Source organism: Intestinimonas butyriciproducens, from assembly GCF_004154955.1.
GTDB classification, from domain to species: domain Bacteria; phylum Bacillota; class Clostridia; order Oscillospirales; family Oscillospiraceae; genus Intestinimonas; species Intestinimonas butyriciproducens.
On the sequence record NZ_CP011524.1, the window covers coordinates 141,393 to 157,922 of the forward strand.

Genomic DNA, 16,530 nt, shown 5'->3' on the forward strand with positions numbered 1-16,530 from the left:
TCAGTTTACCATAATTTTAGGGGAGCGGCTACGTCTAACCGCTCCCCTTGATACCTTCCCAATCCCTCTACTGCTCCTTATGTTTATGATGGTGGACACAGCCGGTGGTTTTCTTTCTACAATAAGAGCGGAGGCCGGATGTGCCGGTCTCCGCTCTGCTGTCCCTTACAGCCGCTGCTTCCGCTGGAGGCGGATGTCCTGGCCGAAAAAGCGCAGAAACTGGTATTCCCCCTCCAACCTGGAGGCAATTTGAGGCGTGTACCTGGTCCGAACCTCCGCGATCCCCAAATTTGAGCTGATGACTGTGCGCTTGTTGGCGGTCAGCCTGGAGTTGATGATCTGATACAGGGCGGCCTGCACAAAGGGCGTGGTCATCTCGCTCCCCAGGTCGTCCATAATGAGCAGGTCGCAGCCCAGATACCGCCGGGTGCCGTCCCGGGCCTCCTTTGCATCCAGGTCGTCCCGGGAGAATTTCTGGATCTCAAATTGCTGAAAGATGGTTCCGGCGGCGTCGTAGACGACGGAAAAGCCGCTTTCAGAGACGGTCCTGGCGATACATGCGGAGAGAAAGGTCTTTCCCAGACCGGTCCCGCCGCTCAAAAACAGGTTGTTGATGCTGGTACGGCCGAATCGATGGGCATAGTCCCAGCAGATCTCGTAGACCCCACGCATCTTTTGGCGGGTGGTGCGCCCCTTGGCGTCCGGGTCCAGATCGCTGTAAAAGGAAAAATCGAAAAGCTCGAAGGTCTGCTCCCCGAAATCCAGGGTCTGGGAGAGCTCCTTGATCTGCTCCTGGGTGCAGAGCAGCTTGAGACAGTCGCACATCGCTGCACCCACCCAGCCGGTGTCCCCGCACTTTGCACAGGAGGGCTTTTCGTCCAGCGCGTCGGCTGGGAATCCGTTGGCCGCCAGCAGGCGGTCCCGCTCCGCCTGGAGGTCGGTGTTCCGCTTGCGGACTGCTCCAATGGCGGCGGTGGGGTCGCCGCCGTCCTTCAGGGCGGCGGCGATCACCTGGGCCATGGTACGGCGGAGCAGCCGGTCGATCTCCGCCACACGGGGGATCTTTGTATAGATTTCTGTCTGACGCGCCTGGCGCGCCCGCTCCGCCGCGGCCCGGCGCAGAGCCAGACGGGCGTTTGCGCTGTGCAGTACCGACTCGCTGTAGGGCACTTATTGCGCCTCCCCTCTTGTTTTCTCCAGATACCGGTCCATCCAGTCCAGGTCCTCCTCGATGCGGCTCTGTTCATCTTTTTTTGTGCCGGCCGCAGCCCCGCCGCCCGGGTAGGACCCCTTCCGTGCGGAATCCCCCTCCTTGATCTGCTGGAGGGTGTGGAGGCCCTTCTGATGCCAGCTTTTCAGGATGGAGTTCATATAGGGCCAGACCAGGGATCCCTTTTTGAGCACGGTGCGTTCGTAGGCCAGGGCGATGGCGTCGTCGTCGAAGCCCATCTCCACCCAGGAGGAGATATATTTCCGCTCAGCCTCCACCGGCAGGCGGCCCGCGATGCCCAGGCGGGGCAGAATGGACTTTTCACGGTCCCGCAGCGCGGAGAGCGTGCGCACGTGGGCATCCGCCGCCTCGGGAGTATCCACGCCCAGGCGGTGCCAGACAAAGGCCTCCTTCCTGATCTGGGACATCCTGGGTCTGCGGCCCGGTCCATATTTCCGTTCGGTCTCCTCTATACACCATGTGGTGAGCAGGAGCACCACCTCCGCGGGCAGGGCCAGATAGTCGTAGATGGTGTACAGCAGCTTGAGATCGGCGGTGGAGAGCACCCTGCCCAGCCGCCGCTCCAGTTCCCGCACCAGTGCGGGGAAGGGGCTGTTCCCCTCCAGCTCCCGGGCGATATCGGCTGCGGTGTAGTCCGGAGGGCCGTCCGGCTCCGGCGGGGTGGGTGTGGGGGCGAGGTCGGCCTCCTTGTCCACCAGGCCCAGGTTCGCCAGGGCCTGATAGGCTCCGCGGACCTGCTCCGCCGTCCAACCCAGGGCCTTGCGCACTCCGTCGGCCTCAAAAACGCCGCCCCGGCGCAGAAGATAGAGATACAGCAGCGCCGCCTCGCCGCTGCCTGCGCGAATCAGCCGGTCTGCCGCCGCGTCCGTCATGGATATCACACCGCCCGGCAGCAATACGCTGGCCGCCATGGCGCCACCTCCTCTCCAACATTTCGTACCGTCTATTCTACCGTAAAAACCGGGAGAATTAAAGGATAATTTATTTTTATTTCTCTCCAACCTATGTTATAATGTCAAAGACAGAATGAATGCTGGGAGGGACCGCCGTGAAAAACAAAGTTACCGTCTCAATCGCCGGGCAGAGCTATACCCTGGTGGCTTCCGAGGACGCCGGGTACATGGAAAAGGTGGCCGCCCATGTGGACGCCAAGATCCAGGAGGTGCTGGACGAATCCAAGGTCTCCCTGGTGGACGGCGCCGTGCTGGGCGCGCTGAACATCGCCGACGAGTACTTCAAAGAGGTGGAGGCGTCGGAAAACCTGCGCCGCCAGCTCAAGGAATACCTGGAGGAGGCCACCAAGATGAAGATGGAGCTCTCCGAGGCTAAGCGGGAGATCTTCAAGCTGCAGAACAAGAAATAGGCAACAAAGGGACGCGGATCGCCACTTCAGGGCCGGGGCCCTGGAGGGCGGTCCGCGTTTTCCGTCCATCTCACGCCGGAGGTCGTCGATCATGCTGGAACTTCTCGCACCCGCCGGTTCGCCGGAGGCCGTCACCGCGGCGGTCCAGGCCGGCGCCGACGCGGTCTATCTGGGATACGGGGACTTTAACGCCCGCCGTAATGCGAAGAACTTCTCCCTGGAGGAGCTTGCGGCGGCGGTTTCTTACTGCCATGTGCGGGGCGCCAAGGTATTTCTCACCCTGAACACCCTGGTTTCCGACCGGGAGCTCCCCGCCGCAGCCCGGACGGCCGCCGAGGCCGCCGAGGCGGGGGTGGACGCGGTGCTCATCCAGGACCTGGGGGTCCTGCGGATGCTCCGCCAGGTGGCTCCCCGCCTTGCCATCCACGGGTCCACACAGCTGACCGTCCACAGCCTGGACGGCGTCCGCCGCTGCGCGGAGCTGGGCATGGCCCGGGTGGTCCTCTCCAGGGAACTCAGCCGGGACGCCATTGAGCACATTTGTCTCAACTCTCCCATTGAGATTGAGACCTTCGCCCACGGAGCCCTGTGTATGTGTTACTCCGGCCAGTGTTTCTTCTCCTCCGTCATCGGCGGGCGCTCCGGCAACCGGGGGCTGTGTGCCCAGCCGTGCCGGCTCAAGTACGGCTGGGGGGAACGGGCCGACGCCAACCCCCTCTCCCTCAAGGATATGTCCCTGGCCGGACACATTCAGGAGCTCAAAAAGCTGGGGGTCAAGTGCCTTAAGATCGAGGGCCGCATGAAGCGGCCGGAGTACGTCTCTGTGGTCACGGGGATCTATGCCCGGGCCATCCGGGAAAGCCGGGAGCCCACGCCGGAGGAGCTGGCCCAGTTGGAGGCCGCCTTTTCCCGGCAGGGCTTTACCGACGGCTATTACCTGGACCGGAAGGGGCCGGAGATGTTCGGCGTCCGGGAGGAGAGCCCGGAGCCCCGGGAGCTCTTTGCCCAGGCCAGGACTCAGTACCAGAGCGGGGAGCGGCAGTGCGTGGGTGTGGTGTTCTACGCCATGATCCGCCCCGGCGAGCCCGTGCAGGTGGCGGTCCAGGACGAGGAGGGGCACACCGTCACCGCCTCCGGTCCGGTGCCGGAGACGGCGCGGACCCGGCCGCTCACCGCCGAGACGGTGGAGAAACAGCTCTCCCGCACCGGCGGCACGCCCTTCCTGTGTACCCGGGTCCGTGCGCTGGTGGAACCGGAGCTCTCCGTGCCTGTGGCCGCCCTCAACGCCCTGCGGCGGGAGGTGCTGCAGGGGCTTGCGCGGGAACGCGGCACACCCGCCGCGCCCGAGCTGGGGACCTTTCACGCCGGTGTGCGGTATGAGAACCGCCGGGAGCCACCCGTCCTCACCATGTCTTTGCGCCGGGCCGACCAGCTCACCCGCGAGCTGACGGAGCTCCGCCCCGCCCTGCTCTATCTCCCCCTGGAGGAGGCCGCCGCCCATCCGGAGGCCGTCCGCCTGGCCCTGGAAGGAGGACGGGTGGGGGTCACGCTGCCGCGGGTCTGCTGGGACCGCGAGCGGGAGGAGCTGCGCAGACAGTTGGCGGTGGTCCGGGATCTGGGCGTGACCGACGCCCTGGTGGGCACGCTGGACCTGATCGCCCCGGCCCGGGAGGCTGGGCTCGCCCTGCGGGGAGATTTCGGGCTGGGGGTCTACAACGCGCAGAGTCTGAAGGAGTACAAGCGCTTCGGTTTTGCTTCCTGCACCGCCTCCTTTGAGCTCAAGCTGGCCCAGATCCGGGACCTCTCCAAGTGTATCGATCTGGAGATGCTGGTGTACGGCAGGCTCCCGCTGATGCTCACGGAGAACTGCATCATTCGGAACCGCTCCGGCCGCTGTGCCTGCGGCAATCCCAATCTGCTCACAGACCGGAAGGGAGAGCGGTTCCCGGTGGTGAAGGCGCCGGGCTGTCGGAACGAGATTTTGAACGCCAAGAAGCTGTTCCTCGCGGACAAGCAGGCGGACTACCGCCGCGCCGGTATCTGGGGAGCCCGGCTGCTCTTCACCACGGAAAATCCCCGGGAGTGCGTCCAGGTGGCGGAACGGTATCTGGGCAGAGGACGGTATGAGCCCAACGACTTTACCCGGGGGCTCTATTACCGGGATGTGGAATAACCGGAATGGAGGATGGATAGGATGGAACTGAAGATCAAGGCCGTGTCCCCGAAGATCGGGGCGGAGATCCCCTTTCCCTATTACGCCAGCGCGGGAGCTGCCGCCATGGATCTCCACGCCTGTATCGACGAGGCGGTGACCCTGGCGCCGGGGGGACGGGCCTTCCTCCCCACCGGCATCGCCATCGCGCTCCCCTCGGCAGAGTATGTGGCCCTGGTGTTCGACCGCTCCGGGCTGGGGATCAAGCACGGTATCGCCCTCTCCAACGGCGTGGGGGTCATCGACAGCGACTACCGGGGGGAGATCGGAGTGGGGCTTGTGAACCTGTCCGAGACCCCCTATACCGTAGCGCCAGGGGACCGCATCGCCCAACTGGCGGTGGTGCCCGTGGTCCGTGCCGCCCTGACCCCTGTAGAGGAGTTGGATGAGACGGCGAGGGGCGCCGGCGGCTTTGGCTCCACGGGGAAATGACGTTCAAACCCGGACGGCGGCCCCGGCCGCCGTCCGCAGAAAGAGGGAATACGGCGATGAAGATCATTCTGGCCTCCGGCTCTCCCCGGCGGCGTCAGCTTTTGGAGCAGGTGGGCCTGCGGGGCTTTGTGGTCCGGGCCTCCGATGTGGACGAGTCGGTCCGCCCCGGGCTCACCCCCGCTGAAATGGTGGAGGAGCTCTCCGCACGGAAGGCGGCGGCGGTGGTCCGGGAGGCCCCCAAGGACGGTCTGGTGCTGGCCGCCGACACCGTGGTGGCCCTGGAGGGGGCCGTCCTGGGCAAACCGGCGAGTCCGGAAGAGGCCGCGCGTATGCTCGCCGCCCTCTCCGGGCGGACCCATCAGGTCTACACCGGCCTTACGCTGGCGGGGCCTGGGGCGGCGCGCACCGAGCACGAGGTCACCGCCGTCACCTTTCGCGCCCTGAGCGGGGCGGAGATCGCGGCCTACGTGGCCACCGGGGAGCCCATGGACAAGGCCGGCGCCTATGGCATCCAGGGCCTGGGGGCGCTGCTGGTCCAGCGGCTGGAGGGCGACTACTTCAACGTCATGGGCCTGCCCCTGTGCCGCCTGGGACGTATGCTGCGGGCTTTCGGTGTGGAGCTGTTGTCCCCCGACGGACACTGAGAAGGAGAACCGGATTTGAAGGATTTTTTCCGAAACAACGGCGCCCTAATCCTGGTCATCGCCGTGCTGCTCGCCGCCATCACGGCGGTGAGCTCCTATGTGCTCCAGGGGGTGCCCAACCCCCTGGCCAACGTACTGGGGGTGATCACCACCCCCATCCGCAATGGGATCTCCTCCTTCGCCGGCTGGGCGGAGGGGATCTATAACTACTCCTTTCAATACGATGAGCTCCAGGCGGAAAATGCCCGGCTGCGGAAGGAGATCGCCGAGCTGGAGGCCAAGGCCCGGGAGGGCGAGGCGGACAGCAAGGAGAACGAGCGGCTGCGGACGCTGCTGGGGCTGCGGCAAAAGCGCAGAGAATTTGACTTTGAGTCCGCCACCGTCACCGCCCGGGGCAGTTCCAACTGGGCCTCCACCCTCACCCTCAGCAAGGGCGCGGAGCAGGGCGTCCAGGCCGGAAACTGCGTGGTGGACGAGGCCGGGAATCTGGTGGGCATCATCGAGGAGGCGGGCGCCAACTGGTCCACCATGATCACGATAACGGACGCCACCCTGGAGATGGGGGCGCTCATTGCCCGGACCGACTCTACCGCCGTGTTGGAGGGGGATTTCACCCTGATGGCCGAGGGGAAGCTGAAGCTCACCTACCTGCCGGAAAACACGGAGCTCATCACCGGAGACCTGGTGCTCACCTCCAGCATGGGGGGCAACTACCCCTCCGGGCTGGTGGCGGGCACCATCGAGTCCATTCACACCGACGCCTCGGGTATGTCCCGTTACGCGGTCATTGTCCCGGCGGCGGATCTGGACGATCTGGTACAGGTGTTTATCATCAAAGCGTTTGACATTGTGGAGTAGAGGGGGGCTCAGCCCTTGACAAGGCAGGACTTTATCCTGAAATGGCTTTTCTACGCCTTGGCGCTGCTGCCGGTCTGGTGGATGGATACCTTTGTGCTGGGGAGATTCCCGGTGCTGGGCGTGGCCCCCATGCTGCTGCCTGTGGCCGCCGTGGCGGTGGCTGTGCTGGAGGGCGCGCTGGCCGGGGCGGGCTTCGGCCTGGCGGTGGGCGTCCTGTGCGACGCGGTATATTTCGGCGGCCACGGCTTTCTGACGCTGGGCCTGTGTCTCATCGGCTGGGGCGCGGGCGCCGCCTCCCAGTATGTCCTCAGCAGGAACTTCGGAGGCTGCCTGCTGTGCGCCGCCGCCGGTCTGGTCCTCATCGACATGGTGCGGGTCTTTGCCGGACTCTTCACGGGCCTTGCTTCCCTGCCCGCCCTGCTGCGGGTGGCTCTGCCGGAGGTCCTCTGGTCACTCTGTTTCGTGTGTCTCCTCTATCCCTGGTTTGCCTGGGTGCGAGGGCGCATCATCCACTTTTTGCGGCTTTAGTGCCTGCCGCCGCGCGGCAAGGAGGTAGTTATGAACGGGAAAAAGGAACCCATGATGGACGGGCGGCAGTTCCATGTCCGGGTCCGGGGCGTGATGGTATTGCTGGCGGCCGTTCTGGTGGGCTTTCTCTGGGTCCTCTACGACCTCCAGTATGTCCACGGGGCGGAGTATCTGGAGCAGTCCCGGCGGAAGATTGCGAAAACCGAGACTGTGGAGGCATCCCGGGGGCAGATCCTGGACCGCTACGGCCGGGTGCTGGTCGGCAACCGGGCCAGCTACAACGTAAGCCTGGACACCTCCTTTATGGGGGAGGAGAGAAATGCGATCCTCCTGCGGCTGCTGGAGATCTGCCGGGAGGAGTCGGTGACGTGGAGCGACACCCTGCCCGTCTCCCGGTCGGCCCCCTACGTCTTTACGGCGGAAGGCGCCTACGGCAATCTGAGAAAGTACGCCGAGAAGATGAAATGGGACGGGCTGGTCCCCACAGCGGAGGAGCTGGAAGCCCTGCAGAGCGCCGAGTCCCCCGCCCTCCCCTCCGCCGAGCGCCTGCTCGCCAAGCTCCGGGAGACCTATCAGGTGGACCCCGCCCTCTCCGACGGGGAGGCCAGGGACCTGGTGGGCGTTCTCTATGAGCTTGCCCTCCGCTCGCGGGAGATCACATGGAGCAGCTACGTCTTTGCTCAGGATGTGGAGATGGCCTTTATCGTCAAGGTGAAGGAGGCGTCCCTCTCAGGGGTGAGCATCGACACCACCACCGTCCGGGAGTACAACACCTCCTATGCCGCCCATCTGCTGGGCCGGGTGGGGCTGATGGACTCGGATGAGTGGAACAATATCTATCAGGCGCTGGACTACCCCTATAACGCCTCCGTTGGGAAGGACGGTATGGAGCAGGCCTTTGAGTCCTATCTCCACGGTGTGCCGGGCAAGCGGGCCATCGAGACCAACGACCAGGGCAAGGTGGTCAGTGCGGACGACAACTGGAAGATCGACGAGCGCACCGGCGAGCCGCAGGCCCCTCAGCCCGGCTGCAATGTCATCTCCACCCTGGACATCAAGCTCCAGGAGGCAGTGGAGCGGGCCCTGGCAGACGGTGTGGGCGCCCTCAAATCCGAGGACACCCAGGGCGCGGCGGCGGTGGTCATCGACGTCAATGACGGCGGCGTGCTGGCCTCCGCCTCCTATCCCACCTATGATCTGTCCACCTTCCTCCAGAACTACACTGAGCTGGCCAACGACCCGCTCAACCCCCTGTTCAACCGGGCTACCCAGGGGGTCTATCCCCCGGGCTCCACCTTTAAGATGGTCACCGCCATCGCCGGACTTCAGGAGGGCGTCATCACCCCGACGGATGAGATTCTGGACACCGGGCGCTATACGTACTACAAGGATTACCAGCCCCAGTGCTGGTATTACCGCCAGTACGGCCGCACCCACGGCAAGGAGAACGTCTCCGAGGCCATCCGGGACTCCTGCAACATCTTCTTCTACGATGTGGGCCGCCGCCTGGGCATCAGCCTGCTGGATGAGTACGCCCAGAAGTTCGGCCTGGGGGAGTACACCGGCATCGAGGTCTATGAGAGCAAGGGTCACGTGGCGGGTCCCGGTTACACCGAATCCCTGGGCCAGAAGTGGTACGACGGCAATACCCTCCCCGCCGCCATCGGCCAGGAGAACAACCAGTTTACCCCTATCCAGCTCGCCAACTATGTGGCTACCCTGGCCAACGGCGGCACACACTACTCGGCCCACCTGCTCAAGGAGGTCAAATCCAGCGACTTCTCCCAGGTGGTCTACCAGTATGAGCCGGAGGTCCTCAACGAGCTGGACCTGGACCCGGAAAACCTGGAGGCCGTCACCAGGGGCATGCTGATGGTGACCCAGCCCGGCGGCTCCGCCTACAGCTACGGCTTCAACACCCTGGACATACAGGTGGCGGCCAAGACCGGCTCGGCCCAGGTGAGCAGCGCCACCGAGTCCAACGCCGTCTTTGTCTGCTTCGCCCCCTACGAGGACCCGGAGATCGCTCTGGCTATCGTGGTGGAAAAGGGCGGCTCCGGCTCCACGCTGAGTAGCATTGCCGTGGAGATCCTGGACTACTATTTCTCCTCCGGCAGCGGCATGGAGACCGTGGAGGGGGAGAACACGCTGCTGCGGTAGCGCCCCCATTTTTGATTTGTGAGTTGATACCATGATAGATCCCTCCATCTTCAACGCACGAGACCCCCGGTGCAAGACTCCCTATGGGGCGGTGCCCTCCGGGACCCGGGTCGCCCTCACCCTCCGCCCCCGCCGCGCCGGTGGTTGGTCCCGGGCCGTGCTTCGGGCGCGGTTTGAGTTCCGGGGGGAGGAGATTGCTGAAGTGCCCATGCCTTGGACAGGGCTGGACGGGGACCGGGATCTCTTTTCCTGTGCGCTGGACACCGGGGACTATGTGGGCCTGGTCTGGTACTCCTTCCGCCTGGAGCGGCTGGACGGAAAGGCGCTGGAGCTTCCCGAACGGCAGCTCACCGTCTACGACGGCGCCCACTCCGTTCCGGCCTGGTTTGGAGAGGGCGTCACCTATCAGATCTTCCCCGACCGCTTCCGCCGCACCTGTGTGCCCGATCCCGCCGGCATGGTGGGGGGGCGCAGCGTTCACACCGGCTGGTTCGAGGAGCCGGTGTGGCAGCCCGATGCCCGCGGCGAGGTGCGCAACCGGGATTTCTTCGGCGGCTCTCTGGCGGGGGTGGAGGAAAAGCTGGACTATCTCCAGAGTCTGGGGGTGGAGACCCTCTACTTCTGCCCCATCTTCGAGGCGGCGGAGAATCACCGCTACGGCACCGCCGACTACGAGCGGGTGGACCCCATGCTGGGTTCCAACGAGGACTTCAAGGACCTCTGTGCCGCCGCCCGGGCCCGGGGCATCCGGGTGATGCTGGACGGCGTGTTCAATCACCAGGGGTTCGTCAGCCGCTACTTCAACGGGGACGGCTTTTACCCCGAGCTGGGGGCCCATCAGTCCAAGGCTTCCCCCTACTACCCTTGGTATCACTTCAACCGCTGGCCGGATCAATATGACGCCTGGTGGGGCATCTACTCCCTCCCTGCCGTCAACGAGAGCCAGGAGGACTATGTGGACTATATCATCGAGGGTGAGGACAGCATTGTGCGCCGGTGGCTCCGGGCCGGGGCCGACGGATGGCGGCTGGACGTGGCCGACGAGCTGCCCGACGCTTTTATTGAAAAGCTCCACCGGGCCGCCCGGGAGGCCAAGCCGGAGGCCGTCATCATCGGCGAGGTGTGGGAGGACGGGTCCAACAAGATCGCCTATGGCGTCCGCCGCAGGCACCTTCTGGGGGGACATCTGGACGGGCTGATGAACTACCCCTTCCGCAATGCGCTGCTGGCCTGGCTGCTGGGCGGGGACGCCGGGCAGTTCCGGGAGAGCATGGAGACCATTCGGGAGAACTATCCGCCCGCTGCCTTCTATTCCGCCATGAACTCCCTGGGCACCCATGATACCCCCCGAATCCTCACCCTGCTGGGGGTGGGCGGGGACTGCGGCGGGGAGAGCAAGCAGTGGCGGGCCGAGCACCGGCTCTCACCCGAGGAGCGGGCGCTGGGCGTCCGGCGGCTGAAGCTGGCCGCACTGGTCCAGTATGCCTTCCCGGGGAGCCCCACCACCTACTACGGGGACGAGGCGGGTATGGAGGGATTTGAAGACCCCTTCAACCGCCGCACCTACCCCTGGGGGGAGGAGGATGCCGAGCTGATCGCCTGGTACCGGGCCCTGGGGAAGGCCCGGCGGGAGTTGGCCCCTCTGCGGAGGGGAGCGCTGTGCTATACGGCGGCCGAGGGAGACGTGCTGGCCTTCACCCGCACCTGGGAGGAGGATACCGTCCTGTGCGCCTGCAACGCCGGGCGGGAGTGCGCCCGGGTGACCCTTCCCTGGTCCGCCGCGGAAATCGGCGGCCTGCTGTGCTTCCCGACCGATCCGGACACCGGCGAGGCCGTGGTCGAGCTGCCCCCCCTGACCGGATATCTACTGCGGAAGAGCCCCGGCCGGGAATAACGAAATCCTGAAGAGAGGAGCGCCGCATATGCGCCGTCCCACCTGAAAATTCCACCTGTTTTGCCCCGCTGGCAACACGGCGGGTGCTTTGTGATGCCTGGGGCCCGTAAACCATTTTCAAACAAGGCCTGAAACAGGATGAATTTTTATGGTACGGAATCGGCGCAATGTTGCGCTCCTTTTTGCCGTCTATTTTTTGCAGGGACTGTGCTTCTACAGTCCCGTAGCCACCCTATACCGACTGGAGGCCGGGCTCACACTGTTCCAGACCGGCCTTTTGGAGTCCATCTCCCTGGCCGCCATGCTTCTTCTGGAGATCCCCTGGGGACGGGCGGCCGACCGCATCGGTCACCGCCGGACTCTGGTGATCTGCTCCGCCCTCTTCGCCCTTTCCAAGGTGGTATTCTGGAAGGCCCGGGCTTTCCCGGACTTCCTCGCCGAGCGGCTCATCCTGGCCGTGGCCCTGGCGGGGCTCTCCGGATGCGATTCGGCCTACCTCTTCGCCTGCGTGGGAGAGAAGGAGAGCCAGCGCATTTTCGGACTCTGGAACGCCGTGCAGACCGCGGGCCTTCTGGTTGCCGGGATGAGCGCCTCGCTCTTTCTGAGCGAGCACTACCGCCGGGGGGCCCTGTGGACCGTGCTCAGCTACTCTGCCGCCGCGCTGCTCACACTTCTGCTCACCGACCCGGAGGAGGATGGGGAAAAGCCGGCGGCCACCGCGCCCCGGCCGGGGATGGGCGGGCTGCTCCGCCGGAGCCTCTCCATGGCCCCCTTCCTGGCGGGGAGCGCTCTGCTGGCGGAGACCGCGCAGTTCATCACCGTCTTTCTCAGCCAGCTCCTTTATCAGCGCGCCGGGCTCCCCGTCCGGACGTTCGGCTGGCTCTCCGTGCTGGCGACGCTCTGCGCGCTGGCCGGGGCCCGCTCCCACCGGCTCACCAGGCGTCTGGGCCGCCGCCGGGGCGGCGCGCTCCTCTTCCTCTGCGCAGGCGCGGCGTGCCTGACGGCGCTGTGCCCCGCCCCCCTGCCGGCGGTGGCGGGGGTCCTGGGGCTCAGGGCCGCGGCGGCCCTATTCTCTCCACTGGCCCTTTCTCTTCAGAACGCCGCTGCAGAGCCGGGCGCCCGGGCCGCGCAGCTCTCCTGCAACGCCATGGTCATGGATGTGGTATCCCTGGTCCTGAACCCGGCCTTTGGGCGGGCGGCGGATGCGGGATGCGGGCAGGCCCTGCTGCTGGGCGCCACAGCCTGCGGCGGGGGACTGCTGCTCTTTTGGGCGGGGGCAAAGCCGGCCGCAAGCCCCGCTTGACAGAAGGAAAGCAAGACTTGGCTGCCGTCCTCTACCCCATGTGATACGCTGTACGCAGGAAAGGGCGGGATCACGATGAAGCTGCACAGCATATCCAACTGCTTCGAAAAGAGAGGGGCCTCTCCCAGGAGGTGCTGTGGGAGGAGCCGTAAGCGCAAGACGCACAGAATATGGGAAGGCCGGGGCGGGAGAACTTCCCGCCCCGGCCTTCCCAAAAAGGAACGGCAGGGATGTCTCAGTCCCGCTCCGGCTGGTGGAGGCCCCGGGTCCGCTGGATGTTCTCGGAGATCTCCGAGAGGGCTTCCCCCGCTTCCATCTCGCAGGCGCCGCACTTGGCCAGGTCGCCCAGGGAGACCATTCCCACCACCTTGCCCGCCTCCAGCACAGGGAGTCGGCGCACCTGCTTCACCGCCATCATCCGGGCGGCCTCCGCCGCGTCGTCGTCCGGGGAGACCACGGCACAGTTCCGGGACATGATGTCCTTGATCTGGACCTTGTGGGGGTCCTCCTCCGCGGCGACGCACCGGGTCACGATGTCCCGGTCGGTGACGATGCCCCTCAGGCCGCCGTCCTCGCCGCACACCGGGAGGGAGCCCAGGTTGTGACGGCTGAGGAGGCGGGCCGCCAGGGAGGCCGACTCCGCCGGCGTGATGGAGACCACACTCTGATTCATGAGATCGCGTACTTGCATAGTAAAACACCGCCTTTCGGGGATAGTTTCCACGAAGGGCGGTGTTTTTATACGGACGGACCGTTTCGGCCCTCGCGCTCTTTCAAACGCAGATTCCGCAGCAGTACGCCCGGGCCCCGCCAAGTGAAGGCCCGGAGCGGATATTTTTCCTGGAACTGCCGGCGGGTCAGATGATCCACATCCGTTGTCCCCAGGGTGTGGATCAAATTGGTGCGGAATTCCGGGAGGGGGGAAAGGGGCACGTCCCGGTTATAGGGGCACGCCCGCTGACATGCGTCACAGCCCCAGACCAGACCGTGACCGCGCAGGCGAGCCTCCTCTTCCGCTGTCAGCGCACCTTTTTTCTGGGTCAGGGCCGAGAGACAGCGGTCGGGGTCCAGGCCGTTGGGACCCAATGCGCCGGTGGGACAGGCCGCAGTGCATTTGCCGCAGTCCATGCACGCCGGAGCGGGAACGGGAGCACTCTCCAGAGGCAGATCGGTGAGGATGGCGCCCAAAAAGAGCCAGGTGCCCCAGGGGGGCAGAATCGTAAGGGTGTTCCTGCCCCGAAGGCCCAGTCCAGCCAAGGCTGCGCAGAGCTGCTCCGGAAGAGGGGAGTTGTCCACAAGAGGTGCAAAACAGCGGCCCGGATGGGCGGGGCGCAGGGCGGCGCACACCTGGTCCAGCCTCCGGGCCACGGCGGCGTGGTAGTCCTCACCCCGGGCGTAGAGGGAGAGATTTCCCGGCGCCTCGCCCGGGAAATAGGGAAAGGCGGCCACATAGATCCCGGCTGGGGCAGGGCACAGCGCCTCCGCCCGCGCCAGCGCGGGGGCATCCATATGAGGGCGCACATCTTCATAGGCGCAGGTCCCCCAGGCCGCGGCCCCCGCGGCGGCAAACCAGGCATCCGGTCCCGTCAAGGCAAGCCCCTCCTCTCCGCAACACCATAGAAATCGGGTGAAAAAAGGACCGGGCGAGCTTTCGCCCGCCCGGTCGGCAGTTTTGACGCTTCTCTTACTTCTTCAGGCCGGGGTTCTCCTTGATGGCCTTAAGGGCATCCTTATAGGAGAGATTGACGCGGCCCTTCTCGTCGATCTCGGTGACCTTGACCCAGATCATGTCGCCGATGTTGACCACATCCTCCACCTTCTCCACCCGGCGATCGGAGAGCTTGGAGATATGGACCATGCCGTCCTTGCCGGGCGCCAGTTCCACAAAGGCACCGAAGGGCAGGATGCGGACCACCTTGCCGTAATAGAGCTGGCCCACCTCGGGGACAAAGACGATGGTCTCGATGGTCTTTTTGGCGGCGTCGCAGGACTCGCGGTTCACGCCGGCAATGTAGATGGTGCCGTCGTCCTCGATATCGATCTTGGCGCCGGTATCGGCGCAGATCTTCTGGATGACCTTGCCGCCGGAGCCGATGACCTCGCGGATCTTGTCCACGTCGATCTTCATCTTCACCATCTTGGGCGCGGTCTCGGCCACGTCGGAACGGGGCGCACTGATACAGGGCAGCATGACCTCGTCCAGAATGGCGTAGCGGGCGTCCTTGGTGATCTCCAGCGCCTCTTTGATGATGGCATGGCTGAGGCCGTCGTTTTTGATGTCCATCTGGATGGCGGTGATACCGGCCTTGGTGCCGGCCACCTTGAAGTCCATCTCACCGTGGAAATCCTCTACGCCCTGGATGTCGATGAAGGTGGTAAAGCCGCCGTCGTCATCCTGAATGAGACCGCAGGAGATGCCGGCCACCGGGGCAGAGATGGGCACGCCGGCATCCATCAGCGCCAGGGTGGAGCCGCAGATGGAGCCCTGGGAGGTGGAGCCGTTGGAGCTCAGGACCTCGGAGACCACGCGAATGGCGTAGGGGAACTCCTCCACAGGGGGGATGACAGGCTCCAGCGCCCGCTCAGCCAGGGCGCCATGCCCCTTCTCGCGGCGGTTGGTGGAGCGGGCGCCGCGGGCCTCGCCGGTGGAATAGGCGGGGAAGTTGTAGTGGTGCATGTACCGCTTCTCCTCTTCCTCCCAGATGGTATCCAGCTTCTGGGCGGCGGAGAGGGTGTTCAGCGTGCAGATGGAGAGGACCTGGGTCTGGCCGCGGGTGAAGAGGCCGGAGCCGTGGACCCGGGGCAGTACGCCCACCTCGGCCCCCAGGGGACGGATCTCGTTCTTGGCGCGCCCGTCCACGCGGTGGCCCTCCAGAAGCCAGGCCTTGACGATCTTCTTCTGGAACTTGTAGGTGATCTCCTCCAGGTACTTGTCCATCTCGGGATAGTCCTCCAGGAAGAGCTCGTGCCAGTGGTCGATGAGCTTGTTCCAACGCTCCTCGCGGATGTTCTTGTCGTCGGTGTCCATGGCGGCCTTGGCCTCGTCCATGGTGGCGGCAACGATCTTGTCGAAGAGCTCCTGATCAAAGTCGGCGTGGTCATAGGTCATGGTGGGCTTGCCGATCTCAGCGGTGATGGTCCGGATGAGCTCCACCTGCTTTTTGATCTCCTCGTGGGCCTTCACGATGGCGTCGTACATGATATCGTCGGGCAGCTCCTTGGCGCCGGCCTCGATCATGATGACCTTCTGCTCGGTGGCGGCTACGGTGAGGTCCAGCTTGGAGGCGTGCTTCTGCTCTTGATTGGGGTTGAGGACGATCTGGCCGTCCACATAGCCCATCTCCAGGCAGCCGATGGGGCCGGCCCAGGGGATCTCGGAGTAGGAAAGGCAGGCGGACACGCCGATCATGGCGGTCACCTCGGGAGAGCAGTCGTAGTCCACGCTCATGACGGTGCACGTCACCACCACGTCGTTGCGGAAGTCATAGGGGAAGAGGGGGCGGATGGAGCGGTCGATGACGCGGCTGGCCAGTACCGCAGGCAGAGAGGGCTGGCCCTCGCGGCGCATAAACGAGCCGGGGATGCGGCCCACGGCGTAGAGCTTCTCCTCAAAATCCACGCTCAGGGGGAAGAAGTCCACGCCGTCACGGGGACGGGGCGCGACGGTGACGGCCACCAGTACGGTGGTCTCGCCATAGGTGACCATGGCGGACGCGCTGGCCAGCTCGGCCACCTTGCCCACGTCGATGGTCAGCGGGCGGCCGCACAGGTCCATCTTGTAGACCTTGTGGTTGGGAAACTGCTTGTGAGTGATGACGGTTGACATGCGGAGTCCTCCTATTCTGTTTTGGAAGCTGCACACCAAGAGCCGTCGCGATTTTTAGCATTTGAAGCCGGGTCCGTCC

At 65.0% G+C, this 16,530-nt stretch carries 14 protein-coding genes; 9 read left to right on the top strand and 5 right to left on the bottom strand.

The window, feature by feature from the left end; all coding sequences use genetic code 11:
• Positions 1-165: 165 nt before the first annotated feature.
• Together SRB521_RS00655 and SRB521_RS00660 are read right to left on the bottom strand one after the other, a co-directional pair.
• Positions 166-1,170: an ATP-binding protein gene (locus tag SRB521_RS00655; protein ID WP_033119271.1), complete on the bottom strand. Its 1,005-nt coding sequence runs from the start codon at positions 1,168-1,170 to the stop codon at positions 166-168.
• Positions 1,171-2,142, bottom strand: a complete 972-nt coding sequence (locus SRB521_RS00660) for a DnaD domain protein (RefSeq protein ID WP_033119272.1) — start codon at positions 2,140-2,142, stop codon at positions 1,171-1,173.
• 137 nt (positions 2,143-2,279) lie between these two features.
• Between SRB521_RS00660 and SRB521_RS00665 the strand changes: the two genes are divergently transcribed.
• The 9 genes from SRB521_RS00665 to SRB521_RS00705 all read left to right on the top strand — a co-directional run bounded on the left by SRB521_RS00665 (position 2,280) and on the right by SRB521_RS00705 (position 12,625).
• Positions 2,280-2,594 (top strand): cell division protein ZapA, encoded by a 315-nt coding sequence (locus SRB521_RS00665; RefSeq protein ID WP_075704974.1) that lies wholly within the window; start codon positions 2,280-2,282, stop codon positions 2,592-2,594.
• A 91-nt stretch (positions 2,595-2,685) separates the two neighbouring features.
• Positions 2,686-4,767, top strand: a complete 2,082-nt coding sequence (locus SRB521_RS00670) for a U32 family peptidase (RefSeq protein ID WP_075704975.1) — start codon at positions 2,686-2,688, stop codon at positions 4,765-4,767.
• Positions 4,768-4,788: 21 nt separating this feature from the next.
• On the top strand, positions 4,789-5,238 hold the full coding sequence (gene dut, locus SRB521_RS00675) for a dUTP diphosphatase (protein WP_058116837.1): 450 nt from the start codon (positions 4,789-4,791) through the stop codon (positions 5,236-5,238).
• Positions 5,239-5,294: 56 nt separating this feature from the next.
• Entirely contained in the window at positions 5,295-5,882 is a 588-nt protein-coding gene (locus tag SRB521_RS00680) for a Maf family protein (protein WP_116721568.1), read from the top strand.
• 15 nt (positions 5,883-5,897) lie between these two features.
• Complete coding sequence (gene mreC / locus SRB521_RS00685) at positions 5,898-6,740, top strand: rod shape-determining protein MreC (protein ID WP_033119277.1); 843 nt, start codon at positions 5,898-5,900, stop codon at positions 6,738-6,740.
• 15 nt (positions 6,741-6,755) lie between these two features.
• Entirely contained in the window at positions 6,756-7,268 is a 513-nt protein-coding gene (gene mreD / locus SRB521_RS00690; RefSeq protein WP_075704977.1) for a rod shape-determining protein MreD, read from the top strand.
• Between the two features lie 30 nt (positions 7,269-7,298).
• The gene (locus SRB521_RS00695; RefSeq protein WP_242943970.1) at positions 7,299-9,428 is read left to right on the top strand and encodes a penicillin-binding transpeptidase domain-containing protein; all 2,130 of its coding nucleotides are present in this window, start codon (positions 7,299-7,301) and stop codon (positions 9,426-9,428) included.
• A gap of 31 nt (positions 9,429-9,459) precedes the next feature.
• Positions 9,460-11,322, top strand: coding sequence for a glycoside hydrolase family 13 protein (locus SRB521_RS00700; protein WP_075704978.1), 1,863 nt, complete (start codon positions 9,460-9,462; stop codon positions 11,320-11,322).
• 148 nt (positions 11,323-11,470) lie between these two features.
• The gene (locus tag SRB521_RS00705) at positions 11,471-12,625 is read left to right on the top strand and encodes an MFS transporter (protein WP_075704979.1); all 1,155 of its coding nucleotides are present in this window, start codon (positions 11,471-11,473) and stop codon (positions 12,623-12,625) included.
• Positions 12,626-12,860: 235 nt separating this feature from the next.
• On the opposite strand, the gene SRB521_RS00710 is transcribed toward SRB521_RS00705, so the two are convergent.
• The 3 genes from SRB521_RS00710 to SRB521_RS00720 form a co-directional block, all read right to left on the bottom strand.
• The gene (locus tag SRB521_RS00710; protein WP_058116841.1) at positions 12,861-13,316 is read right to left on the bottom strand and encodes a CBS domain-containing protein; all 456 of its coding nucleotides are present in this window, start codon (positions 13,314-13,316) and stop codon (positions 12,861-12,863) included.
• 47 nt (positions 13,317-13,363) lie between these two features.
• On the bottom strand, positions 13,364-14,215 hold the full coding sequence (locus SRB521_RS00715; RefSeq protein WP_075704980.1) for an epoxyqueuosine reductase: 852 nt from the start codon (positions 14,213-14,215) through the stop codon (positions 13,364-13,366).
• 94 nt (positions 14,216-14,309) lie between these two features.
• Positions 14,310-16,451, bottom strand: a complete 2,142-nt coding sequence (locus tag SRB521_RS00720) for a polyribonucleotide nucleotidyltransferase (protein WP_116721567.1) — start codon at positions 16,449-16,451, stop codon at positions 14,310-14,312.
• Positions 16,452-16,530: the final 79 nt, after the last annotated feature.

What these genes read in the sequence shown, in the direction of transcription:
- SRB521_RS00660 (WP_033119272.1), bottom strand. Translation starts at nt 2,142, where the DNA reads ATGGCGGCCAGCGTATTGCTGCCGGGCGGTGTGATATCCATGACGGAC.
- SRB521_RS00670 (WP_075704975.1), top strand. Translation starts at nt 2,686, where the DNA reads ATGCTGGAACTTCTCGCACCCGCCGGTTCGCCGGAGGCCGTCACCGCG.
- dut (WP_058116837.1), top strand. Translation starts at nt 4,789, where the DNA reads ATGGAACTGAAGATCAAGGCCGTGTCCCCGAAGATCGGGGCGGAGATC.
- SRB521_RS00680 (WP_116721568.1), top strand. Translation starts at nt 5,295, where the DNA reads ATGAAGATCATTCTGGCCTCCGGCTCTCCCCGGCGGCGTCAGCTTTTG.
- SRB521_RS00695 (WP_242943970.1), top strand. Translation starts at nt 7,299, where the DNA reads ATGAACGGGAAAAAGGAACCCATGATGGACGGGCGGCAGTTCCATGTC.
- SRB521_RS00700 (WP_075704978.1), top strand. Translation starts at nt 9,460, where the DNA reads ATGATAGATCCCTCCATCTTCAACGCACGAGACCCCCGGTGCAAGACT.
- SRB521_RS00705 (WP_075704979.1), top strand. Translation starts at nt 11,471, where the DNA reads ATGGTACGGAATCGGCGCAATGTTGCGCTCCTTTTTGCCGTCTATTTT.
- SRB521_RS00710 (WP_058116841.1), bottom strand. Translation starts at nt 13,316, where the DNA reads ATGCAAGTACGCGATCTCATGAATCAGAGTGTGGTCTCCATCACGCCG.
- SRB521_RS00720 (WP_116721567.1), bottom strand. Translation starts at nt 16,451, where the DNA reads ATGTCAACCGTCATCACTCACAAGCAGTTTCCCAACCACAAGGTCTAC.